Origin of the sequence: Qipengyuania sp. SS22 (assembly GCF_025736935.1) — a bacterium.
GTDB lineage: Bacteria > Pseudomonadota > Alphaproteobacteria > Sphingomonadales > Sphingomonadaceae > Qipengyuania.
Genome location: NZ_CP107048.1, coordinates 2,415,370 through 2,436,318, shown reverse-complemented (window position 1 = coordinate 2,436,318; position 20,949 = coordinate 2,415,370). Strand labels below are relative to the sequence as shown.

General features: G+C 63.6%; 24 protein-coding genes and 1 tRNA gene. 7 read left to right on the top strand and 18 right to left on the bottom strand.

The window, feature by feature from the left end:
• Positions 1–232: 232 nt before the first annotated feature.
• A tRNA-Gly gene (locus N6L26_RS12170) sits at positions 233–307 on the bottom strand.
• A 194-nt stretch (positions 308–501) separates the two neighbouring features.
• Between N6L26_RS12170 and N6L26_RS12165 the strand changes: the two genes are divergently transcribed.
• Together N6L26_RS12165 and N6L26_RS12160 are read left to right on the top strand one after the other, a co-directional pair.
• Positions 502–1,422: a tetratricopeptide repeat protein gene (locus N6L26_RS12165; RefSeq protein ID WP_263607310.1), complete on the top strand. Its 921-nt coding sequence runs from the start codon at positions 502–504 to the stop codon at positions 1,420–1,422.
• Between the two features lie 8 nt (positions 1,423–1,430).
• Entirely contained in the window at positions 1,431–2,042 is a 612-nt protein-coding gene (locus N6L26_RS12160) for an LON peptidase substrate-binding domain-containing protein (RefSeq protein WP_263605820.1), read from the top strand.
• On the opposite strand, the gene N6L26_RS12155 is transcribed toward N6L26_RS12160, so the two are convergent.
• The 6 genes from N6L26_RS12155 to argB form a co-directional block, all read right to left on the bottom strand.
• On the bottom strand, positions 2,029–3,075 hold the full coding sequence (locus N6L26_RS12155; RefSeq protein ID WP_263605819.1) for a serine hydrolase domain-containing protein: 1,047 nt from the start codon (positions 3,073–3,075) through the stop codon (positions 2,029–2,031). The genes N6L26_RS12160 and N6L26_RS12155 overlap by 14 nt on opposite strands.
• Before the next feature lie 43 nt (positions 3,076–3,118).
• Complete coding sequence (locus N6L26_RS12150; RefSeq protein ID WP_253521656.1) at positions 3,119–3,742, bottom strand: MarC family protein; 624 nt, start codon at positions 3,740–3,742, stop codon at positions 3,119–3,121.
• A 1-nt stretch (position 3,743) separates the two neighbouring features.
• The gene (locus tag N6L26_RS12145) at positions 3,744–4,439 is read right to left on the bottom strand and encodes a hypothetical protein (RefSeq protein WP_263605818.1); all 696 of its coding nucleotides are present in this window, start codon (positions 4,437–4,439) and stop codon (positions 3,744–3,746) included.
• Between the two features lie 2 nt (positions 4,440–4,441).
• Positions 4,442–5,338, bottom strand: coding sequence for a bifunctional methylenetetrahydrofolate dehydrogenase/methenyltetrahydrofolate cyclohydrolase FolD (folD, locus tag N6L26_RS12140; protein WP_263605817.1), 897 nt, complete (start codon positions 5,336–5,338; stop codon positions 4,442–4,444).
• On the bottom strand, positions 5,338–5,628 hold the full coding sequence (locus tag N6L26_RS12135; protein WP_263605816.1) for a YggT family protein: 291 nt from the start codon (positions 5,626–5,628) through the stop codon (positions 5,338–5,340). The genes folD and N6L26_RS12135 overlap by 1 nt, the downstream gene beginning before the upstream one ends.
• 80 nt (positions 5,629–5,708) lie before the next feature.
• Complete coding sequence (argB, locus tag N6L26_RS12130; RefSeq protein ID WP_263605815.1) at positions 5,709–6,605, bottom strand: acetylglutamate kinase; 897 nt, start codon at positions 6,603–6,605, stop codon at positions 5,709–5,711.
• A gap of 216 nt (positions 6,606–6,821) precedes the next feature.
• Here argB and N6L26_RS12125 point away from each other — a divergent pair, with 216 nt between their 5' ends.
• A complete protein-coding gene (locus tag N6L26_RS12125) occupies positions 6,822–7,202 on the top strand; it encodes a hypothetical protein (RefSeq protein ID WP_263605814.1) in 381 nt (126 codons plus the stop codon).
• A gap of 165 nt (positions 7,203–7,367) precedes the next feature.
• Complete coding sequence (locus N6L26_RS12120; protein ID WP_263605813.1) at positions 7,368–8,084, top strand: hypothetical protein; 717 nt, start codon at positions 7,368–7,370, stop codon at positions 8,082–8,084.
• A gap of 49 nt (positions 8,085–8,133) precedes the next feature.
• On the opposite strand, the gene N6L26_RS12115 is transcribed toward N6L26_RS12120, so the two are convergent.
• From N6L26_RS12115 to N6L26_RS12095, 5 genes are all read right to left on the bottom strand, one after another.
• Positions 8,134–8,355, bottom strand: coding sequence for a hypothetical protein (locus tag N6L26_RS12115; protein WP_263605812.1), 222 nt, complete (start codon positions 8,353–8,355; stop codon positions 8,134–8,136).
• A gap of 84 nt (positions 8,356–8,439) precedes the next feature.
• The gene (locus tag N6L26_RS12110; protein ID WP_263605811.1) at positions 8,440–8,898 is read right to left on the bottom strand and encodes a DUF1294 domain-containing protein; all 459 of its coding nucleotides are present in this window, start codon (positions 8,896–8,898) and stop codon (positions 8,440–8,442) included.
• Between the two features lie 162 nt (positions 8,899–9,060).
• Complete coding sequence (locus tag N6L26_RS12105) at positions 9,061–9,465, bottom strand: hypothetical protein (RefSeq protein WP_263605810.1); 405 nt, start codon at positions 9,463–9,465, stop codon at positions 9,061–9,063.
• The gene (locus N6L26_RS12100; RefSeq protein WP_263605809.1) at positions 9,462–9,728 is read right to left on the bottom strand and encodes a hypothetical protein; all 267 of its coding nucleotides are present in this window, start codon (positions 9,726–9,728) and stop codon (positions 9,462–9,464) included. Before N6L26_RS12100 ends, N6L26_RS12105 begins: the two co-directional genes overlap by 4 nt.
• A complete protein-coding gene (locus N6L26_RS12095) occupies positions 9,728–10,786 on the bottom strand; it encodes a ribonucleotide-diphosphate reductase subunit beta (RefSeq protein ID WP_263605808.1) in 1,059 nt (352 codons plus the stop codon). Before N6L26_RS12095 ends, N6L26_RS12100 begins: the two co-directional genes overlap by 1 nt.
• Before the next feature lie 406 nt (positions 10,787–11,192).
• Between N6L26_RS12095 and N6L26_RS12090 the strand changes: the two genes are divergently transcribed.
• On the top strand, positions 11,193–11,525 hold the full coding sequence (locus tag N6L26_RS12090) for a hypothetical protein (RefSeq protein WP_263605807.1): 333 nt from the start codon (positions 11,193–11,195) through the stop codon (positions 11,523–11,525).
• On the opposite strand, the gene N6L26_RS12085 is transcribed toward N6L26_RS12090, so the two are convergent.
• Entirely contained in the window at positions 11,522–12,277 is a 756-nt protein-coding gene (locus tag N6L26_RS12085; protein ID WP_263605806.1) for a helix-turn-helix transcriptional regulator, read from the bottom strand. The genes N6L26_RS12090 and N6L26_RS12085 overlap by 4 nt on opposite strands.
• Before the next feature lie 391 nt (positions 12,278–12,668).
• Between N6L26_RS12085 and N6L26_RS12080 the strand changes: the two genes are divergently transcribed.
• Positions 12,669–12,905, top strand: a complete 237-nt coding sequence (locus tag N6L26_RS12080; protein WP_263605805.1) for a DUF2171 domain-containing protein — start codon at positions 12,669–12,671, stop codon at positions 12,903–12,905.
• Between the two features lie 135 nt (positions 12,906–13,040).
• On the opposite strand, the gene N6L26_RS12075 is transcribed toward N6L26_RS12080, so the two are convergent.
• The 3 genes from N6L26_RS12075 to N6L26_RS12065 all read right to left on the bottom strand — a co-directional run bounded on the left by N6L26_RS12075 (position 13,041) and on the right by N6L26_RS12065 (position 17,375).
• Positions 13,041–15,062 carry a ribonucleoside-diphosphate reductase subunit alpha gene (locus N6L26_RS12075; RefSeq protein ID WP_263605804.1) on the bottom strand — a complete coding sequence of 674 codons (2,022 nt, stop codon included), beginning with the start codon at positions 15,060–15,062 and terminating at the stop codon, positions 13,041–13,043.
• 550 nt (positions 15,063–15,612) lie between these two features.
• Positions 15,613–16,095, bottom strand: coding sequence for an energy transducer TonB (locus N6L26_RS12070; RefSeq protein ID WP_263605803.1), 483 nt, complete (start codon positions 16,093–16,095; stop codon positions 15,613–15,615).
• Between the two features lie 389 nt (positions 16,096–16,484).
• Positions 16,485–17,375 carry an alpha/beta fold hydrolase gene (locus N6L26_RS12065; RefSeq protein WP_263605802.1) on the bottom strand — a complete coding sequence of 297 codons (891 nt, stop codon included), beginning with the start codon at positions 17,373–17,375 and terminating at the stop codon, positions 16,485–16,487.
• Between the two features lie 313 nt (positions 17,376–17,688).
• Here N6L26_RS12065 and N6L26_RS12060 point away from each other — a divergent pair, with 313 nt between their 5' ends.
• A complete protein-coding gene (locus tag N6L26_RS12060; RefSeq protein WP_263605801.1) occupies positions 17,689–18,021 on the top strand; it encodes a PilZ domain-containing protein in 333 nt (110 codons plus the stop codon).
• Between the two features lie 49 nt (positions 18,022–18,070).
• Here N6L26_RS12060 and nadB read toward each other — a convergent pair whose 3' ends face one another.
• Positions 18,071–19,657, bottom strand: coding sequence for an L-aspartate oxidase (nadB, locus tag N6L26_RS12055; RefSeq protein ID WP_263605800.1), 1,587 nt, complete (start codon positions 19,655–19,657; stop codon positions 18,071–18,073).
• A gap of 337 nt (positions 19,658–19,994) precedes the next feature.
• Entirely contained in the window at positions 19,995–20,933 is a 939-nt protein-coding gene (locus N6L26_RS12050; protein WP_263605799.1) for an ABC transporter ATP-binding protein, read from the bottom strand.
• Positions 20,934–20,949: the final 16 nt, after the last annotated feature.

The following is a 20,949-nucleotide window of genomic DNA, read 5'->3' as shown; positions in this document are numbered from 1 at the left end:
GGGCCCGGGCGTTTCTGAGAACGCTCGGGCTTGACCGTCTTTGGCCGGCCCATTCGTGCTGCGCCGCGTCGCGCGTTCCGGTTCCTGTAACGGGAGGTAGAACGCCCTCGCTGCGATCCGTACGCGTCTCAAATGCGCCCAAACGACCGAGGTGTCGGATCGAGGAGCGATGGGGACAGCTTCCCCATGCCCGGATCGAATCCGGCAAGGTGCTGACTTCAATAAGGGAAAATGGAGCGGGCGAGGCGATTCGAACGCCCGACCCCAACCTTGGCAAGGTTGTGCTCTACCCCTGAGCTACGCCCGCTCACTGGCGCTACCGGAAGCCGTAGGCCCGGTGGGGAGGCGGCCAACTAGCAGCGGTCCCTGAGTCCCGCAAGCCGAAAAATGCAGAATTTTTGCGGCTCTTGCGGGTGGACCGGCGCTCCTTCACATTGCCGCGCGAATGCCCACATGGGGCAGACGCGATTTTCGAACGAAAGGTGGATTTACGTGGCGAGCATGGGTCTGAGCATGGATGAACAGAAAGCGGTCGAACGCTTCAAGACCGAGGTCGTCGAACCGTCGATGACGCAGCTCGTCATTCTCGATTTCCATGCCGAATGGTGCGGCCCGTGCAAGGCGCTCGCGCCGATGCTCGAAAAGGTCGCGGCGGAATATGCCGACAAGGGCGTAATCCTCAAGAAGGTCGACGTCGACGAGGAAAAGTTCATCGCCGCGCAGTTCCAGGTCCAGTCGATCCCGACGGTCTATGCGCTGTTCAAGGGCCAGCCGGTCGCGGACCTGACCAATGCGCGCAGCGAATCGCAGATGAAGCAGACGCTCGACCAGATCCTCGCCCAACTGCCGATGCAGGCGGGTGCCGAGCAGGGCGCTGCGGGGGGCCAGCCGCAACAGGATGTCTCGCAATTCGTGACCATGGCCGAAGACGTGCTGGCCGAAGGCGATACCGAACGCGCCGCGGGCATTTTTGCACAGGTCGTCCAGATGGCACCCGACAATGCCGCCGCGCATGCCGGACTGATCCGCGCGCTGGCGCAGGCCGGGCATGTCGAACAGGCGCAGGCCGCGCTGGCGGCAGCCGAAGCCGATCCGGCGCTGGCCGCCGATCCGCAGATCGACCAGGCCAAGAGCGCGCTCGACCTGGCCGGCAACCGCGTTGACGACAGCGAACTGGCCGCGCTCAAGGACAAGGCCGCCAGCGGCGACATGCAGGCGCGCTACGACTATGCCGAGGCGGCCTTCGCCGCGGGCGATCGCGATACCGCGGCCGACGAACTGCTGGGCATGTTCGAAGCCGGTCGCGAATGGAACGAAAGCGCGGCCAAGGCCAAGCTGCTGCAGATCTTCGAGGCCGTCGGGCTGGAAGACCCATGGGTGGTGAGCACGCGCCGCCGCCTCTCCAAGCTCCTCTTCGGGTAAGCCGCAGCTTGAGCGTCCGCCTCTCGATATTCCCGCTTCCCGGCGCGATCCTGTTTCCCGGGCTGCAGTTGCCGCTGCATGTCTTCGAACCGCGCTATCGCGACCTCGTCGGGCATGCGCTGGCCAAGGACCGGCTGATCGGGATCATCCAGCCGCAGCAGTCGAAGGACGGCGCGCCCCTGTACGAGATCGGCTGCGTCGGCCGGATCGCCGATGTCGAGGCGCTTGAAGACGGGCGTTACAACATCGTCCTCGATGGCGAATCGCGGTTTCGCGTGCTGCGCGAGATCGATGTCGCGACCGCATTCCGCCAGGTCGAGGCCGAGCTGATCGAGGAGCCCGAGGACGAAGTGCTTTCCAGCGTCGAACGCGCCGGGTTCGAATTCGAGGCCCGCCGCTTCGCCGACATGCAGGGCTATTCGGTAGATTGGGAATCGGTCGCACGGCTCGATGATGAGACGCTGATCAATGGCGTTGCGCAGATCGCCCCGTTCGACCCGGCCTCGAAGCAGGCCCTGCTCGAAGTGCCCGATCTGCGGCAGCGCTGCGAGTTGATGATCCAGCTGATGCAGTTCTTCGCGCTGCGCGACGACGGCGACGAAATCGTTACCTTGCAGTAGGCGCTGCGGGCGGTTCGAGGCTGGCGAGCAGCCCGGCCAGCGCGGTGAAGGCATGCCGATCGGCATCCTTGCGATTGTAGTTTTCCGCCTGCACCACTAGCACCGCGTCGTAATCGCGCAGGATGGCGACCAGATTGCCGCCATTGCCCTTCATCATCCACGCCCCTTCATAGCCGCGCGGCGACCGGATAGGCGTGGCCCACCACAAATGCCCGTAATAGACATGCTCGCCAAGCTGGTGACGCGGCGAGAGCATCGCGTCGATCCAGCTTTCGGGTAGCAGCTGTTGGCCCTTCCAGCGCCCGTCATCGAGGACCATGCGGCCGATCTTGAGCAATGCATCCGCCCCGATGGTCAATTGCCCGCCGGACTGGATTTCCCCGCTGCGCGAGTGCCGCCAGACCACGCCGTCGATTTCCAGCGGATCGAACAGGCGGCGCTGGACATAGGCGTCGAAGCCTTCACCCGTGGCTTGTTCGACTACCTGGCCGAGCAGGAAGACCCCCGCGGTGCAGTAAGAGAACGCCCCTTCGCCGCGCTCATCGCGCGCATAGTCCCGCGCAGGAAGCGCGAGCGCGAAGTCGCGCCATGCGCGCGTGCGATACATCCGTTCTTCCTGCCCGGGCGACTTGCGGTCCCAATCGTTGCAATCGAGCGCGGACGACATGCCGAGCAAATCGGCGACCGTAATCGAATCCCATGGTTCACCGCGGGGGTGGCCGAGATAGGGCCACACCGCGACATCCACCCCTGTCAGCGCGCCATCGGCAATCGCCGCGCCCACCGCCAGCGCGGTGAGCGACTTGCCCGCAGAGCGGATATCGATCGGCGTTCCCGCAGCTTCGCCATCGAAACGCTGCGCATAGACCGTCTCGCCATGCTGTTCGGCGGCAAGCACGGCAATGCGATTGAGCTTGCCCGCGATGATTGCCGCTTCGAGCTCGGCGATCGAATAGTCAGGCAGCGGCTGCGCCGTCGCGGGAGACACCGCGGTGAGCCACGCGAGGATCAGGAATGTAGCGATACGGAGCATGGGCTTTGTCTAAGATGGCGGACTGAACCGGCGCAGTACCGCGTCACCCGACGAAAGTGCCCTTCAGCCCGTCGAGGACATATTGCGTGGCGAGCGCGGCGAGCAGGACGCCCAGCAGCCGCGTGATCACCGCCTCGACCCGGTCGCCCAGCACGCGGATCAGCGGACCCGCGGCAATCAGCGCCGCGGCGGTCAGCGCGAGCACTGCCAGCATCGCGCCGAGCACGACCAGCGTTTCCTCGGTCCCGCGCGCTTCATTGGTCAACAGCATGATCGCGGCGATCGCGCCGGGACCGGCCAGCATCGGCATGGCCATGGGGAACACCGAGACATCCTCGACCTCCGGCGTCGCAGCGACCTTCTCGGCCCGGTCTTCGCGCCGCTGGGTGCGCTTCTCAAATACCATTTCGAGCGCGATAAGAAAAAGCATGATGCCGCCCGCGATGCGGAAGCTGTCGAGCTCGATATGCAGGGCGTCGAGCAGATCCTCGCCGAACAGGGCGAAGCCGATGAGGATGATGCCCGCGATGACCACCGCGCGGATCGCCATGCTGCGGCGCTCGGCAGGCGCGGCGCCCTTGGTCAGTCCGGCATAGATCGGGGCGCAGCCGGGCGGGTCGATAACGACGAACAGCGTGATGAAAGCCGAAAAGAACAGCGCGGTCATGCTAATCCTCCCAAGGTGCGGTTACGCTGCCTGTCATGGCGTCGACCATCATGCCGTTGCGGTGCAGCATCAGTTTCCAGTTGCGCGACAGGTCTGGCGACACGACAAAGGTCAGGAACAGGCTGCTGTCCGCGCTGACCTGGTCGAAATAGGTGCCGCCTGTCACCGGGCGCGATTGTTCGGCCTGTTCGCGCAATTCGGCGGCGAGCCCGCGGGCAGGGCATTCGGCGACATCGGTGCGCACGAATTCGGGCGCTTCGAGCGGTGTCTCGAGGCTATCGCCCTGATCGAGCGTCCAGCGGTATTCGCCATCGCGGCGGCGTTGCCAGACGGTGGTGAAATAGCCGTTCGAACCATCGGGGCGCTGCCATGCGCCGCGCGTCACCGCGAGCGAACCGTCGCAGCTCGACCAGACATGATGCGGCTGCCAGCGCACGGCCTGCGCGGGATCCGCCCGGCCCTTCAGCCAGTCACGCGCCATGACCGGCTCGGGCACGAACATCACACCCTCATCGGCGGCATATTCGCGAAAGGCGGTCCACTGCCCCTCGTCCTGCGCCATACGCGCGAAGCCGAGTTCAGCGGCGACCACTTTCGATGGATTGGCGGTCGGCTTGAGCATCCGCGCATAGCGGTCGCGCGGGTTCGGGCCCGTGGAGCAGGCGGTCAGCGCCAGCGCCAACAGGGCGATCGCCAATCTCACAGCGCGCCTTCGGGCAGGTCGAGACCGGCATTGCGATAGGCCGCAACCAGCGTGTTGCGCAGCAGCACCGCGATCGTCATCGGTCCGACCCCGCCCGGTACCGGGGTAATCGCCGCAGCGACGCCCTGCGCGCCGGTATAGTCGACATCGCCGACCAGCCGGCCCTTGTCCGCGCCGGGTTCGGGCGGGAGGCGGTTGATACCGACATCGATCACCGTCGCTTGCGGCTTGAGCCATTCGGCCTTGACCATTTCGGCACGGCCGACCGCAGCGACCACGATATCCGCGCGCCGGACGACACCGGGCAAATCCTTCGTCCGGCTATGCGCGATAGTGACAGTGGCATTGGCGTCGAGCAGCAGCTGCGCCATCGGCTTGCCGACGATATTCGAACGGCCGATCACCACCGCCTCGAGCCCGGACAGATCGCCCAGCCGGTCGGTCAGCAGCATCATGCAGCCCAGCGGCGTGCAGGGGACGAAGCCGCTCTGTCCGACCGCGAGACGCCCGGCATTAGTCACGTGGAACCCGTCGACATCCTTGTCGGGGCTGATCGCGGCGATCACTGCCTGTTCGTCGAGATGGTCGGGCAGTGGCAGCTGCACGAGGATCCCATCGACCGCCGGATCGGCGTTCAATTGCTCGACCAGTGCGAGCAGGTCGGCCTCCGCTGTATCGGCGGGCAGGCGATGCTCGAAACTTTCCATATGCGCGGCCACTGTCGCCTTGTGCTTGCTGCGCACATAGACCTGGCTCGCCGCGTCCTCGCCCACCAGCACCACTGCAAGGCCTGCCTTGCGGCCCGCCGCCTCGGCGAATTTCGCCGCCTGTTCGCCGACGCGCTCGCGCAGCCTGGCGGCGAATGCCTTCCCGTCGATAACCTGCGCCGGCATCAGCCGTAGATCACATTGCCGAGAACGATGAGGACAATGTTGAGCAGGATGATCAACACAAGCGGAGAGAAGTCGATCTGGCCCGTACTGGGCAGGAGATTGCGGATCGGGCGCAACACCGGCTCGAGCAAGCGGTTGATCGCCATGTAGAAGCCGGCGAGGAAATCGTTCGACCGGTTCACCACGTTGAAGGCAAACAGCAGCCCGATGATGAACTGGATGATGATCAGCATCACCAGCACGTTGGTGAGCATGGCTATGATCTGGTAGATGGTGCTGAGCGCCTGCATGTGATCGAGCGTTCCCTTGAAGCTGTCCTGTCGCGCGTCCTACAAGCGCGACACGCCCCGCGCCACCCCCATCCGACGGGTTAGGCCCCGCGGCTGACCAGCGTACCCGCGCCGCGGGCGGTGAAGAATTCGAGCAGCATCGCATGCGGCACGCGCCCGTCGAGCACGACCGCCGCCTCGCAGCCCGATTCCACTGCCTGGACGCAGGTTTCGAGCTTGGGGATCATCCCGCCCGAGATCGTTCCGTCATCGCGCAGCCGGTGGATATCGGCGGGCGTCAGATCGGTGAGCAGTTCGCCCTGCTTGTCCAGCACGCCGGGTACATCGGTCAGCAACAACAGCCGCGCCGCGCCCAAGGCCGCTGCCAGCGCGCCCGCCATGGTGTCGGCGTTGATATTGTAGGTATGGCCGTCCTCGCCCACGCCGATCGGCGCAACCACCGGGATCATCCCCGCGCCGGTCGCGGTTTCGAGGATCGCGGTATCGACCTTGGCCGGTTCACCGACAAAACCGAGATCGAGCACTTTCTCGATATTGCTGTCGGGGTCCTTGCGCGTCCGCTGCAGCTTGGTCGCGGTGACCAGCCCGCCATCCTTGCCCGAGATCCCGATCGCCTTGCCCCCGGCGCGTGCGATCGAGCCGACGATCGCCTTGTTGATCGCGCCCGACAGCACCATTTCGGCGACCTCGGCGGTCTGCTTGTCGGTCACGCGCAGGCCATCGACGAAGGTCGTCTCGACGCCGAGCTTCTCCAGCATCGCGCCGATTTGCGGGCCGCCGCCATGGACCACCACCGGATTGATGCCGACCGCCTTCAGCAGTACCACATCCTCGGCAAACTCGCGCGCCGCGCGTTCGTCGCCCATGGCATTGCCGCCGTACTTCACGACAAAGCTGCGCCCGGCATAGCGCTGGAAATAGGGCAGCGCCTCGATCAGCGTTTCGGCTTTGGCGTGGATATCGCGTGTCTCGTTCATCGGCGGCGAAATAGCGGTGGCGGCGCTGCGAGGCAAAGAAATTGCGGGATGGCCGCCGATGGCTGTGCTTCATGAACCGCAGATAAACCCGCGATAAACGGGTGATGAACCGGCTCGCCCCGGCAATCGCACGGCACATTTTAGCGCATTGGCGGGAGCCGGATCGCAGCCCCCAACGTATCCCCGGTCCCAACAACAAAAATGGGATACGCAGATATGACCAAGTTTACCGCACTAGCCGCCGCCCTCCTCGCCACCACCGGCGCCACTGCCGCGAGCGCGCAAGTCACCGGCGCCGTCGACGCGACCGCCGATGCCCGCGTCGATGCACAGCCGACGCTCGACCGCGCCGAGCGCACCACCGACAGCGTAACCGAGCGCGCCGATACTGCCGCCACACGGGCGCGTGCCCGCACCGAGGAAGCAACCGATTCTGCACAAGACAGCCTCGAGACCACCGCCGAGCGCACGCAGCAGGCCGCCGATCTCGAGACGCATGTCGATAGTAGCGCCGATGCCGATGCGTCGGCACCCGGCATCGATGCCACGGTAGATACCGAGGCGGACACCACGGTGGATACCCAGCCCGACCGCTGAGGACAGACCAGACGACCGGCCGCGGCGGGCGATCCCTCCTCTTCTCGCAGCGGCCGCATCCGGGGCGGCGGGTCAATCCCGTCGCCCCTTTTTGCGTGGCATCGAGACACATGCCTGATTTTCATCGGGGTTTGCGTTGCTTGACCGAGCCACTAGGCTGGCGCGATGCATATCGCCCAACTCTCCCTGCCGCTCGCGGTCCTCGCCCTTTCCGCCTGCGTGCCCGCGCCCGGCCCCGCCGCGAATGCAGCCGCCAGCCCGCAGGAGGCGTTCTGGCAAGCGCTGTCGAGCCATTGCGGCAAGGCCTATGCCGGCGGCCTCGCGAGCACGGATGCGCGCGATGCGGACTGGGCGGACAAGCGCATGGTCGCGCATTGGGCCGATTGCGAGGAGGACCGCGTGGCGATCGCCTTCCATGTCGAGGAAGCGCCCCCGTCCTCAGGCAGCGAAGCGGTAAGACGTACAGAAACGTCCTCAAGCAGCGAAGCGGTAGGACGAGAACAATCCTGGAACCGCAGCCGTACCTGGATCGTGACGCGCGAAGGCACCGGCGCGGACACGCGCTTCACGCTCAAGCACGACCACCGCCATGCCGATGGCGAGGCCGATGCGGTGAGCTTCTATGGCGGGACCAGTGCCGATGCGGGCAGCGCGGCCGCGCAGGACTTCCCCCTGGACGCCGAAAGCGTGGCGCTGTTCGAGCGCGAGGGCCTGGCCGCCTCGCTCACCAATGTCTGGCGGATCGAAGTCACCCCGCGCGGCAGCGCCGACGCACGCTTCGCCTACCAGCTCACCCGCCGCAATGACCCGACCCGGCTGTTCCGCGTCGAAATCGATGCCAGCGCGCCGGTGGATGCGCCGCCCGCTGCGTGGGGCTGGTAAGGGCTTGAACGCCCGCTAACCCCTCGCGCTGGCGAGAGGGGTTGGAGGGTTATTCAGCCGCTTCTTCCGCGTCCTCTTCGGGGACATTGGTCATCGGCGTGTCGGGCGTATCGACCTCGACCGCGCCGGGCACTTCCTCGGTCACGATCAGCTCGCCGCCGCCCTCGTCGGTGGCATCGACTTCATAGGTGGTGTCCTCGGCCTCGCCGCAGGCGGCAAGCGCCAGCGCGGCGGCCAGCGGAAGGGCGAGAGGTGCAAAACGGGTGGTCATCGGCAGGTCTCCTGTGAGGCGAAGGTTGCTCGGGCGCGATGCTTGCACTCCCGCCGCCGCGACGCAAGGCGTTCACGCCATCTTTCAGAAGCGCGGTTCGCAGGCGATCCCATCACCGTCGCCATCCATATCCGAACGGTATCCCGGCTCGCCATAGTACAACGGTGCCTTGCCGGCGCGGCGAACCGCGTTGCAGCCGGAATAATACACGCTGTCCATCTGCGCATCGAGCCGCGCCTGCTCTTCGGGCGACCTCCCGCTAGCCAGGGCGACGAGCCCGCCGACTATGCACAGATTGAGCAGTACTCCGCCCCCCAGCTTGGCGGTGAAAGAGGATTTGCGGATCTTGTGCCGGAACAGCGCCCGGCCCGCGAGCGCGCCGACGATACCGCCAATGATGACGAAGAAGACCAGCGTCGCCTCGGCCACCCGCCAGCCGCCTCTCTCGGCCTGCATCTTGTCGTAGCCGAAGGCGACGAAGGTAAGGAAATTGACCGCGATCAGATAATAAGTCGCGAGTTCGATCACCTGCAATTTCGACACCGCTGTATCTCCCCCGATAGGCGGTCGGCGAGACGCCGCTAGCGCGTGGGTGGATAGGTTTTTTGGCCATCGCGACAATGCTAGTCGGCCGCCGGGCGGAGCGCGTACAACGCGCTGTAGCTTAACTCGGCCATTCCCGCGCGTACGGGTGGCCGGCCAGGATCAACTATTCGATGTTGGATCAATCGACGGCACCGAAGAACTCGACGCATCGATTTCCTGTATTATGCGGCTCCGAATTTTCTTACAAACATGTTTGGTCGATTTTCGTGAGCGAAACCAAAGAAGCGTGAGCAAAATTCCGAGTACAATGCCGACAATCGAGATTATTGAGTAGACTGTAAAAAGCCTGTCGTTTTCGATATTTGCGGTAGTGACGGCCAGCGCGAACGACAATCCCACCGATAGAAGAAAGATACCGAAGTTGAGAAACAGGCCGGACGGGCTCCCCTGCTCCAACAAATCCAGCTCATAGTCGGTCACTTCATAAAGCGATAAAGAAGCGACGCTGCCTCGCCTTATGATGGGAAACACTCCATCTTGAGATTGGACCGGCTCATCTTTCACAGGTTATTCCGCAACCATTCGTTCTCGCAAATAGAATTCTTCCACGCCGCTTCGACGCCTGATTTGATCACGAACAATCGATCGTTGGTGTCAATGTAACCTGACAAATCATCCCGAATCTGGGATGCCGTCCATTCTGTCACCACTACCCAATTGGATTCTGTCACCTTCGCCCAGCGGGGGTATTGCCGCAAACGATCGTAGAGTCCTTGATAGTTTCGCCCCGGCGCTCGCAGGTCATATGTCACGACATAAGCCGCCATCACTCCGCCGCCTGCGCTCCAGCCTCATCGCCAAACAACCCCGGACCGTCGTCCGCGGCTTCTTCCTCGTTAGCGGCCTTGGCCTTGTTGCGGCTGTCGAAGCTCGACCAGACGGTGTTCCAGTCGCCGGTGGTGGCGCCCTTCGAATATTCGGTGGCGCGCTGTTCGAAGAAGTTGGCGTGCTCCACGCCGTTGAGCAGCGGGGCAAGCCAGGGCAGCGGGTGATCGTCGATCATGTAGATCGGCTGGAGGCCCAGCTGGCCCAGCCGCCAGTCGGCGATGTAGCGGATGTACTTCTTGATTTCCTTGGGCGTCATGCCCGCGACCGGGCCCATTTCGAAGGCGAGGTCGATGAAATTGTCTTCCAGCCGCACCGACTTCTGGCAGATGTCGATGATGTCTTCCTTGACCGCCTTGGTCAGGCAGTCGCGCTCGCGCACGAATTCGTGGAACATGCGGATGATGCCTTCGCAGTGCAGCGATTCGTCGCGCACCGACCAGCTGACGATCTGGCCCATGCCCTTCATCTTGTTGAAGCGCGGGAAGTTCATCAGCATGGCGAAGCTGGCGAACAGCTGCATGCCTTCGGTGAAGCCGCCGAACATCGCCAGCGTGCGCGCGATATCCTCGTCATTGTCGACGCCGAACTGCTGCATGTAGCTGTGCTTATCGGCCATTTCCTCATATTCGAGGAAGGCGGAATATTCGCTTTCGGGCATGCCGATCGTGTCGAGCAAATGCGAATAGGCGGCGATGTGCACCGTCTCCATGTTGGAGAAGGCGGTCAGCATCATCTTGATCTCGGTCGGCTTGAACACGCGCGCGTATTTGTCGTGGTAGCAATCCTGCACCTCGACATCGGCCTGGGTGAAGAAGCGGAAGATCTGCGTGAGCAGATTGCGCTCGTGCTCGGACAGCTTCTGCGCCCAGTCGCGGCAGTCCTCGCCGAGCGGCACTTCCTCGGGCATCCAGTGGATCTGCTGCTGGCGTTTCCAGAAGTCGTAGGCCCAGGGGTACTCGAAGGGCTTGTAGGTCTTGCGGGCTTCGAGCAACGACATCTGGTGGTTCTCCGATTCAGCGTGAACGACTCATATAGGGAATCAGAACCGGGATTCGAAGGCAAGCGGGAATGATTCGGCGGGGATAAGATGTGGTCAACCGCGCAAGCCCCCGATGGGGCCGGGGCGGTATGCGACGAACGGAGCCGGCCTGCAGGCGAGAGACGCAACTTTCCACGAAAAGGGTGGAAACGCAGCCGCCTTCAACGTCAACCCCAAGGTTTCGTGGGATTGCGACCAAACCGGCTGGAGCGCATCATCGTTAACGGCATGGGGGGGTGATTCACCAGATCACCCGTACATACGCGATTATCCATTTCCCCGGGCTGGCACCGACCGAACGGCATCCGCCGCCTGGCTGGCGTGCGACGTATCGCCGCTCAGGTGAAAGAAGAGGAAGATGGAAATGACATTCGGGCCCACAAGCCTTGCCGCCGCGGAAAGCCTTGCCGCCGCTGCCGGCATATATCTTGTCGGGAGCCTGGTATTCGCCGCCCTTCTGGTCCGCATGATATCGTCCAGCTGGCCGGGCAAGATGCTGCACCGACATGTGTGGCTCTTTCCATTCGCTCCGGCTTTCGCAGTGCTGGCGCTGACGCGCTTCATCCTGCTCCTGGCAGTTATGCTGGTGGACAGGACGGTGCGGGGCGTTTTCAAGGCAATCTCGGGAAAGCCGACCCGTCGCCGTATCCCCTTCGACCCCTATCGCGGTTACGGGGAAATCCGCTCGTTTCGCTAACTGCGGCGCGCAGCCGGCGATTTCAGCAATCCGGTGAGATAGGCTGCGGCAACGATTTCGTTGGAATGGCTGCAGCTCAAGCGCTCGCGGAGCTGCGCGACATGATAGGCCACGGTGTTTTCGCTGATGCCCAGATCGTAGGCGATTTCCTTTTGCCGTTTCCCGGCCGCAAGCCCCGCAAGGACATCGCTCTGGCGGCTGCTCAGTTCCGGGTGTCCCAGATAGGGGGGCGGCTCGGCGACCATCGCGAGATAAGCATGGGTGCAGTGCATCACGGCTGCGAGATAGATCCAATGGCAGTCATCGAGTGCCGGGCTGGCGCGGTTGCCGAGATCATCGGGAACGTGCCCCCGCTCCAGATCCATATCACCGCGCCCCGCTGGCAAACCGGACCGGTCAGCGGTGGAAGGATCGTCGATCGCGATCGCCATGGCCTGCGCCATCGAGGCGTGCCGTTCGCTCGACCGCTCGAGAAATGGCCTCTCGCCGGCTGCCGGCGCGTCGGTGCCCGCGCGCGAGGGGTGGCCGGAGGAGATCGTATCCGCCGGACGAGAACCGTCCGTCAGCCAAGCGGAAGGCTCGGCTGACGCGCCGCCATTGTGGGGTACCGCGTCGCGGTAGAACACATGGACCTCGCCGGACGTCGGCACCTGACTGATCGCATCGAGCGCGGCCGTCCAGATCGCGTCCGCGCTTTCGGCGTGATCAAGCGACGCCAGGAAGTCCTCGAAGAAGTTCCTCAGTCCGCCCATGGCTGCATTCCGGGCATACGTATGGAGAGTGCACTACCGAACTCCCCCTCCTTCTGAAGAAAATGCAAAACTGAAGACAATGCAAAATGGCATTCGAGGATACGATGGGATGTCTGAATAATGCCCGCGCATGGGTGATTAAATGCGCCTTGCGCCGGGTGGTTAATACTATCCCTGCGCCGGTCGGCTGTCGAGCGCATCGGACCGCCGCAGGGTGCGCGCGAAAGGCGATAGGCTTCGATGTTCTGATCCTCCTGCGGCTCGAGAGACCGCCCGACCCCAAGAAATCTTGGGGTCGGCTGCGCTGTGCACCAGCTTCGGCGAAGCGTGGACCAAAGATCCTGGCCGCCCGTTAGTAAGGTGTAAGCAACGCAAAACAAAAGGAATTCAGATGTTCGAGAAGATTCGCATTAAGGAACACATGGAAATTGCCGACGCCAAGGGCCAGCATGTCGGGACCGTCGATGAAGTCGAGGGCGACGCCATCAAGCTGACCAAGTCGGACAGCGGCGATGACATGCACCACTTCCTGCAGCTCGACGATGTCGAGAAGATCGACGACAACCGCATCTACCTCAAGGACGGTGCGCGTATTCCCGCCGGTCTCGGCAATAAGGCCGTCGCCTGAGCGACCAAGCCGCTACGATCCCAAACGGATCGAAAAAGCCCCGCCCCGGATGTCCGGTGGCGGGGCCTTTCATATGGGCAATCGTTCTGGCGGAAGGCGCGAGCAGGGGGCCGCCCAGACCTCACCAGGCGCGGTTTACTGGCAGGCGAGGCATTCCTCGTAATCGGTCTGCTCGGCGCCCGCGGCCAGTTCGAACTTCGCGGCGTCGGCGGTGTTGTCCGCTTCCACGCCGCCGGCGAAACCGGCGCGCTGCACGCTCTTCGAGCGGAGGTAGTAGAGCGACTTGATACCCTTTTCCCACGCCTGGAAGTGCAGCATCATCAGGTCCCACTTGTCGACATCGGCCGGGATGAACAGGTTCAGCGACTGCGCCTGGTCGATGAAGGGGGCCCGGTCGCCGGCGAATTCGAGCAGCCAGCGCTGGTCGATTTCGAAGCTGGTCTTGAAGGTCGCCTTTTCTTCAGGCGTCAGGAAGTCGAGATGCTGGACGCTGCCGCCCCGCTCGAGGATCGAATTCCAGACATTGGTCGAGTTCTTGCTCTTCTTGTCGAGGATCTTCTCGAGATAGGGGTTCTTGACGATGAACGAGCCCGACAGCGTCTTGTGCGTGTAGATGTTGGCCGGGATCGGTTCGATACAAGCGCTGGTCCCGCCGCAGATAATGCTGATCGACGCGGTCGGCGCGATCGCCATCTTGCAGCTGAAGCGTTCCATTGCGCCGGTTTCGGCAGCGTCGGGGCACGGCCCGCGTTCCTGCGCCAGCACCAACGAGGCTTCTTCCGCCTTGGCGCTGATATGCTTGAACATCTTCAGGTTCCACACCTTGGCCATCGGGCTTTCGAAGCCGATGCTCTTGGCCTGGAGGAAGGAGTGGAAGCCCATCACGCCGAGACCCACGCTGCGTTCGCGCATGGCCGAATATTTCGCGCGCGCCATCTGGTCGGGCGCCCGGTCGATATAGTCCTGCAGGACGTTGTCGAGGAAGCGCATGATGTCCTCGATGAACTGCTTGTCGCCGTTCCATTCGTCCCATTTCTCGAGATTGAGCGAGGACAGGCAGCACACTGCCGTGCGATCATTGCCGAGATGGTCGATGCCGGTGGGTAGCGTTATCTCGGCGCACAGGTTCGAAGTCGAGACCTTGAGCCCCAGTTCGCGGTGATGCTTGGGCATCATGCGGTTCACCGTGTCGGAGAACACGATGTAGGGTTCACCCGTGGCGAGCCGGGTTTCGACCAGCTTCTGGAACAGGCTGCGCGCGTCGATGGTCTTGCGCACCGATCCGTCACGCGGGGACACGAGATCGAATTCCTCGCCCGCGCGCACCGCTTCCATGAAGGCATCGGTGACCAGCACGCCGTGGTGCAGGTTGAGCGCCTTGCGGTTGAAGTCGCCGCTCGGCTTGCGAATCTCGAGGAACTCCTCGATTTCCGGGTGCGAGACATCGATGTAGCAGGCGGCCGAACCGCGGCGCAGCGAACCTTGCGAAATTGCGAGCGTGAGCGAATCCATCACCCGCACGAAGGGGATGATGCCGCTGGTCTTGCCATTGAGGCCGACCGGTTCGCCGATTCCGCGAACATTGCCCCAATAGGTGCCGATGCCGCCGCCCTTCGAGGCGAGCCAGACGTTCTCGTTCCAGGTATTGACGATGCCGTCGAGGCTGTCCGACACGCTGTTGAGATAGCAGGAAATCGGCAGGCCGCGCGTGGTGCCGCCGTTCGACAGCACGGGCGTGGCGGGCATGAACCACAGGTTCGAGATATAGTCGTAAAGCCGCTGCGCATGTTCGGCATCGTCGGCGAAATAGTCGGCCACGCGTGCAAACAGGTCCTGATAACCTTCACCCGGCAGCAGGTAACGATCGGTCAGCGTTTCCTTGCCGAATTCGGTCAGCAGCGCATCGCGGCTCTCGTCGGTCTTCACGTCAAAGCGGCGATCGAGCACTTTCTTGCTGTCATGCTCGGCCGCTTCCGAGGTCGCGCTGGCGACCGCGCCGGCCAGCGCCTGGCCAGCGGCATCCTGCACCAGTTCGTCACTGCCCTTGTCCGTCTTGTCCATGACGACCGCTTTCTCTTCGGTGGTGGGTTCGGGGGCGGTGTCTTGTGTGTCGAAATCCAATGCCATCGCCGTATCGTTCCCGCTCTTGAAATCCATCGTGTGCCCCGCCGTCTGAGTGCTCCGCGGGCCGCTATCGGGCCGCCCGCGTTCCGGTTGTGTTCGAGTCGACGAAGCCACTGCCCCGCCTACCAATTTTGTGTGGCTTCGGGGCGAAAACTTATCCCGTTTTTCCCCACAGCCATGCAGTTGGGGCGGGGCCCCCCGATATGGGAAGCTAGCCGCCAAAAGCTAGGTCTTGTGGGTACCCATAGTAGCCTGACTACTAGATACTGAATCAGGCAGGACTCCGGCGCAAGAGGGTCAACGCCGATTTAAGGCTGGTTCGGGGCCGGCGGACGCGGTGCCTTATCCGGCTGCAACGCCGCGACGCGTGGACCAAGCTGGAGTTCGGGCGAACGCAAGGGGCTAAATGAATCCGTGAAAAAAATTTTGCGGGCAAAAACGATCGGTCCGGCTTGTGAGTCAATCGAATCCAGGCGCGCAATTTTGGAATCAGGGCAGCCAGTTGGCGCAGCCTCCGACGCTGCCGGATCCCGTCCGCAGCACGGGATCGCGGCAACGCCGAAGAACGGTGCCGGGGCCGGTGTCAGGACGCTGTGCGCGGAGCCGAGCTGAACGCAAATACGGTGCGTTCGCGCGGGTCGGCGAGTCGCGCCTGTTCCAGCTTCGCCAGCTGCGACGACAGATCGGCAAAGGCCTGGTGGCTGTTGGCGAGGACGATGTTGGCTTGGAATATCTGGTCGGGCGTCCCGATCACCGGGAGCGGTGTGCTCCGGCCCAGCCGGGCAACCGCCACCACCGCGCGACGATCCACGCTGCGCTGGCCCGATTTGCGATAGAGTTTCACATCGGCCGGGCGGCCATCGGCGCCGCGCTGGAACCGCACCATGGCAATCCCTTCGCCAACCAGCTCGCGCCGCGGCCAGTCGGCGCGCAGGAGATTGCGATCGAGGTCGCGGGAAATCGTCTCGACCGCGGCATTCTCCGCCGAAACGACGATGTCCTGCGAGGTCGCGGGGACGCCGGTCACCAGCAAGGCACCGGCAAAGACTATAAGGGGGGATTTCATCGGATCATCCTTTCGCGTGCAAAGATGATCGGCCGCAGTCGCGTTGCACGCCCGGCACAAGGCGGGCGGCAGTCCCATGGTCCACAATCAGTGGTCGATCGGGGCAGGCCGGCGTCTGCGGGAGCCGGACGTCCTGTGCATCAGAGTACGCGCGAAGGATTCAGTGTCAAACTCCAGGCGCAAGGGGGGCTCAGAGGGGCAAATGGCAACTCCCTGAGGGCACAGCGCAACTTCTCGCCTCCATTCAAAGGCGATCATTTTAGTCAAACGCAAGAAACAAGCGCAGCGGCGCAGCAGACTCGCCTTTTGCAAACCACTAGCGACAATTTCCGTTCGTCCGCCGGTCGACCGGCGACAGCCATTGGTCGAACACCTGCGCAAATTTGGGCTTAGCCGGCATTCGCCTTGGCATGGCCGGCGATCGCATCCGCAAGCTCGTCGACCAGCTCGAGCGGCAGGTCGTGGCCCCAGCCCGGAATGGTCTTCAGCTTGGCGCCGGGGATCGAAGCCGCCGTATCGCGGCCACCCTCGCAGGGCACCAGCGGATCGTCTTCGCCATGCAAGACCAGCGTCGGCACAGTGACATCTTTCAGCATACCTCGACGGTCGCCATCGGCGACGATCGCCGAAAGATGCCGCGTGGGCCCTTCGGGATAAAAACCGCGCCGCACGCTGGCGGTGGTGCGCTCGCGCAGACGCTCGTCGTCGGTCGGGTAGCCGGGTGAGCCGATCGTGCGCGCGACCATCATCCCGTGTTCGACCAGCACCTTTTCATCGGTGCTGTCGGGGCGTGTGACCAGCGCCTTCATCGCCTCGGGCTTGGCGGGCGGCAGCTTGGGGTTGCCGGTGGTCGAGAAGATCGTGGTGAGCGAGAGGCATTTGTCGGCATGCCGCGAGACGAAATGCTGCGCGATCATGCCGCCCATGCTTGCCCCGACGATGTGCGCCTTCTCGATCCCCAGCGTATCGAGCAATCCGGCGCCGTCATCGGCCATGTCGGCCAGCGTATAGGGCACTTTGGGTTTCAGTCCGAGCTTGGAGAGGAGCGTCATCTTGACCAATCCCGGCGCCTTGACCCCGTCGAACTTGTGACTGAGACCAATATCGCGATTGTCATAACGAATGACGCGGAAGCCGTGGTTGGCAAGCGCCTCGACCAGTTCGTCAGGCCACAGCGTCAACTGCGCGCCGAACCCCATGATCAGCAGCATCGGCGGATCGGACTTCTTGCCCTGTTCCTCGTAGTGAATCTCGATCCCGTTCGCGATTGCCTTGGGCATTGCTCTACCTCCTCCGAATTCCGGCTGCGGACCTCATCGCATGCTCATGCGCTTGTCCAGCGCAAACCGGCCTGCAGCTGTGGGTTTCGGGGGCGCATCACAATGGCGTGCGCATACAATCCTACCGCGCCGACCGCTGGCATATCCCCGCGCGGATGGCACGGCTCGGCGTGGCTTGAGGGTGAACGAAATGGTTTTGACAGCATTGAATGACCGCGCGGCTGCGGCCGCCGCGGCTGTTCAGCTTCCCGACTTGGACCGGGATGTAGAAGGGAATCGCGCTGCCCCGATGGGCGGAACCAGGGAACGAGCGATGGACCGACGCAGCCAGCAGCGAAGCCAGACGCAGGACAATCTGCGGATCACGATTGGCGGCACCGGTCTGCGCTGTGCAATGCGCAATCTGTCGCTGTCGGGCTGCATGATCGAATGCCGCGACCTGATCGCCGATGTCGGTACGCAGGTCGAAGTCGTGTTGCTGCCCGGCTATATCGCGCAGGGCGAAGTCGCCTGGCAGCTGGGCGAAAGCATCGGCATCTTCTTCCTCGAACCCATCAGCCTGGGCGTGGTGCGCCACTTCGCGCTCGACGACTGGATGCTGCGCAGCGACTGGTCGGCAGCCAACTGGCAGTCGGTGAAGGACTGACGCTGCGTCCGGTGCCCCGTCCGGCCACCAGCACTCAGGGCACCAGCACTCAGGGTACCAGCACCATGTCGCGCGCGACCGGATCTGTGGCGGGATAATCCATGATGTAATGCAGCCCGCGGCTCTCGTGGCGTTTGAGCGCGCTGGTCACGATCAGGTCTGCGCAATCGAGCAGGTTACGCAGCTCGATCAGATCGGTGGTGACGCGGAACGACCCGTAATAGTCCTCCACTTCCTTGCGCATCATCTCGATCCGGTTGCCCGCGCGTTCCAGCCGCTTGGTGGTGCGCACGATACCGACATAGTTCCACATGAAGCGGCGGATCTCGGTCCAGTTCTGCTTGATCACCACCTCCTCGTCCGAATCGGTGACGCGGCTGGCATCCCACGGCAGGATCGCGGGCGGATCATCGAGGTCGTCCCAACACGACAGGATGTCCTTGGCCGCCGCCTCGCCGAAGACGAAGCATTCGAGCAGCGAATTCGAGGCCAGCCGGTTGGCGCCGTGCAGGCCGCTTTCGGTGCATTCGCCCGCCGCCCACAGACCCGGCAGGTCGGTCTTCGCATCGAGCCCGATCTTGACCCCGCCACAGGTATAATGCTGCGCCGGCACGACCGGGATCGGTCCCTTGGTCATGTCGATGCCGAGACCGAGCAGCTTTTCGTGGATCGTGGGGAAATGCTCCTTCACGAATTCGGGCGGCTGGTGACTGATGTCGAGATGGACATAGTCGAGCCCATGGCGCTTGATCTGGTCGTCATTGGCGCGCGCCACGATATCGCGCGGCGCGAGCTCCATCCGCTCGGGGTCGTATTTCTCCATATAGCGCTCGCCGGTGACGGGGTTGAGCAAGCGCCCGCCCTCGCCGCGCACTGCCTCGGTAATGAGGAAATTCTTGACCTCGAGATTGTAGAGGCAGGTCGGGTGGAACTGCATCATCTCCATGTTGGAGACCCGCGCACCAGCGCGCCATGCCATGGCGATGCCGTCACCCGTCGCGCCGCGCGGCGCGGTCGAGAACTGGTACACGCGTCCCGCCCCGCCCGCCGCCATCACGGTCGCGCGCGCAACATGCGTCACCACTTCGCCGGTTGCCTCGTCGAGCGCATAGGCGCCCCACACACGGCCCGATCCCGAATAGTCCGCCTGGTTGCGCCCGGTGACGAGGTCGATGCAGCTTTGTCCCGGCAGCAGCGTGATGTTCGGGTTTTCCTCCGCCGCCTTGAGCAGCGCCGCCTGTACCGCCCAGCCGGTGGCATCGTTCACATGGACGATGCGGCGGTGCGAATGCCCGCCTTCGCGCGTCAGATGAAGGTCGCCTTCCTCGCGGTTGAAGGGCACGCCCAGTTCGCACAGGCGGTCGATCGAGGCCGGCGCGCGTTCGATCACGAATTCGACCGTCTCCTGGTCGTTGAGACCCGCCCCGGCGACCATCGTGTCGCGAATGTGGTTGTCGAATGTGTCGCCGGCATCGAGCACGGCGGCGATGCCGCCCTGCGCCCATGCGGTGGAGCCGCTGTCGAGCCGGCCCTTGGCGAGCACCAGCACGCGCTTGGTCTGCGCCAGCGCCAGCGCGGCGGTAAGTCCGGCGGCGCCCGAACCGATGACGAGGACGTCGTGAGGGGTGTCTGTCATGCCCGCGTCATGCCGACGCAATCACTACGCGGCAAGCAAGGAACGATTCGGCGCAGCGAGGTTATTGTCAGCCGCTTGCTGCACTAGGGCACGAATCGACAGGGGACAAAACAACGGGTTTGGAAGGGTCGCGAGATCATGAATTTGGGACGTATCGGCTGCGCCTTGGGTAGGCACAGCGTCGACAACGCGAATGTAAAGCGCGTCAGCGGGCAACAGGTCGGACGCTGCCGCAAGTGCAAGGTGCCGCTGGAAGAAGTGGAACCGCATCTGTGGGCGGTGCAGAAGGTCCGCGACGCAGGGCTCGGGCCGCGCGCTTTCCTGTGACGCGAAGCGCCTAGCCCGCGCCGGTCAGCTGGACGAACACGTCTTCCAGATCGGCTTCGCGGGTGGTGACATCCTCAATCGCATAGCCGTGTGACTGGACGAGCGCGAGTACCTGCCCCGCGCTCGTCTTGTCGCGGTCATAGGTGATCTCCAGCCGCCGCGGCTCGATCACTTCGGCCTTGGTGAAGGCCGGCTCCATGATCGGCCCGCCGAGATCCTTGTCGACCGTGATCGAGACGATCTTTTCGCGCGCCATGTCGACCAGTTCGCGGGTCGGCTTGTCGGCGATCAGTTCGCCGTGGTTGATGATGGCGATACGGTCGCACAGCTGTTCGGCTTCCTCGAGATAATGCGTGGTCAGCACCACGGTCACGCCCTCGCGGTTGAGTTCGGTGACCAGTTCCCACAGCTGGCGGCGCAGTTCGACATCGACCCCGGCGGTGGGTTCGTCGAGCACCAGGATCGGCGGCGAATGGACCATCGCCTTGGCGATCAGCAGCCGCCGTTTCATCCCGCCCGACAGCGTGCGCGCATAGGCATCGCGCTTGTCCCACAGATGTACCGCCTTGAGCAGCTCCTCACTGCGCCGCTCGGCCTTGGGGATGCCGTAGAACCCGGCCTGGTTCTCCAGCACTTCGAACGGGGTGAAGAAGGGATCGAAGACGATTTCCTGCGGCACGATACCGATTGACCGCTTGGCGTTGCGCGGATTGCCCGCAATATCGAAACCCCAGACCTCGGCGCTGCCACTGGTCTTGCGCACCAGCCCGGCAAGGATGTTGATCAGCGTCGACTTGCCCGCGCCATTGGGACCGAGCAGACCGAAAATACCGCCTTGCGGCACGTCGAAACTGACCCCTTTGAGCGCCAGCTTGGGCGGTGCGCCCGGACCGGGCGAGGCATATTCCTTGACGAGATTGTCGATCTTGATTGCAGGTGGGGTGGTCATGCCGCGTGACCTAGGC

Excerpts from the sequence above, each read along its gene's own strand:
- N6L26_RS12165 (WP_263607310.1), top strand. The coding sequence starts at position 502 with ATGGGTCTGAGCATGGATGAACAGAAAGCGGTCGAACGCTTCAAGACC.
- N6L26_RS12155 (WP_263605819.1), bottom strand. The coding sequence starts at position 3,075 with ATGCTCCGTATCGCTACATTCCTGATCCTCGCGTGGCTCACCGCGGTG.
- N6L26_RS12150 (WP_253521656.1), bottom strand. The coding sequence starts at position 3,742 with ATGACCGCGCTGTTCTTTTCGGCTTTCATCACGCTGTTCGTCGTTATC.
- folD (WP_263605817.1), bottom strand. The coding sequence starts at position 5,338 with ATGCCGGCGCAGGTTATCGACGGGAAGGCATTCGCCGCCAGGCTGCGC.
- N6L26_RS12135 (WP_263605816.1), bottom strand. The coding sequence starts at position 5,628 with ATGCAGGCGCTCAGCACCATCTACCAGATCATAGCCATGCTCACCAAC.
- argB (WP_263605815.1), bottom strand. The coding sequence starts at position 6,605 with ATGAACGAGACACGCGATATCCACGCCAAAGCCGAAACGCTGATCGAG.
- N6L26_RS12125 (WP_263605814.1), top strand. The coding sequence starts at position 6,822 with ATGACCAAGTTTACCGCACTAGCCGCCGCCCTCCTCGCCACCACCGGC.
- N6L26_RS12120 (WP_263605813.1), top strand. The coding sequence starts at position 7,368 with ATGCATATCGCCCAACTCTCCCTGCCGCTCGCGGTCCTCGCCCTTTCC.
- N6L26_RS12115 (WP_263605812.1), bottom strand. The coding sequence starts at position 8,355 with ATGACCACCCGTTTTGCACCTCTCGCCCTTCCGCTGGCCGCCGCGCTG.
- N6L26_RS12100 (WP_263605809.1), bottom strand. The coding sequence starts at position 9,728 with ATGGCGGCTTATGTCGTGACATATGACCTGCGAGCGCCGGGGCGAAAC.
- N6L26_RS12095 (WP_263605808.1), bottom strand. The coding sequence starts at position 10,786 with ATGTCGTTGCTCGAAGCCCGCAAGACCTACAAGCCCTTCGAGTACCCC.
- N6L26_RS12090 (WP_263605807.1), top strand. The coding sequence starts at position 11,193 with ATGACATTCGGGCCCACAAGCCTTGCCGCCGCGGAAAGCCTTGCCGCC.
- N6L26_RS12085 (WP_263605806.1), bottom strand. The coding sequence starts at position 12,277 with ATGGGCGGACTGAGGAACTTCTTCGAGGACTTCCTGGCGTCGCTTGAT.
- N6L26_RS12080 (WP_263605805.1), top strand. The coding sequence starts at position 12,669 with ATGTTCGAGAAGATTCGCATTAAGGAACACATGGAAATTGCCGACGCC.
- N6L26_RS12075 (WP_263605804.1), bottom strand. The coding sequence starts at position 15,062 with ATGGATTTCAAGAGCGGGAACGATACGGCGATGGCATTGGATTTCGAC.
- N6L26_RS12070 (WP_263605803.1), bottom strand. The coding sequence starts at position 16,095 with ATGAAATCCCCCCTTATAGTCTTTGCCGGTGCCTTGCTGGTGACCGGC.
- N6L26_RS12065 (WP_263605802.1), bottom strand. The coding sequence starts at position 17,375 with ATGCCCAAGGCAATCGCGAACGGGATCGAGATTCACTACGAGGAACAG.
- N6L26_RS12060 (WP_263605801.1), top strand. The coding sequence starts at position 17,689 with ATGGACCGACGCAGCCAGCAGCGAAGCCAGACGCAGGACAATCTGCGG.
- nadB (WP_263605800.1), bottom strand. The coding sequence starts at position 19,657 with ATGACAGACACCCCTCACGACGTCCTCGTCATCGGTTCGGGCGCCGCC.
- N6L26_RS12050 (WP_263605799.1), bottom strand. The coding sequence starts at position 20,933 with ATGACCACCCCACCTGCAATCAAGATCGACAATCTCGTCAAGGAATAT.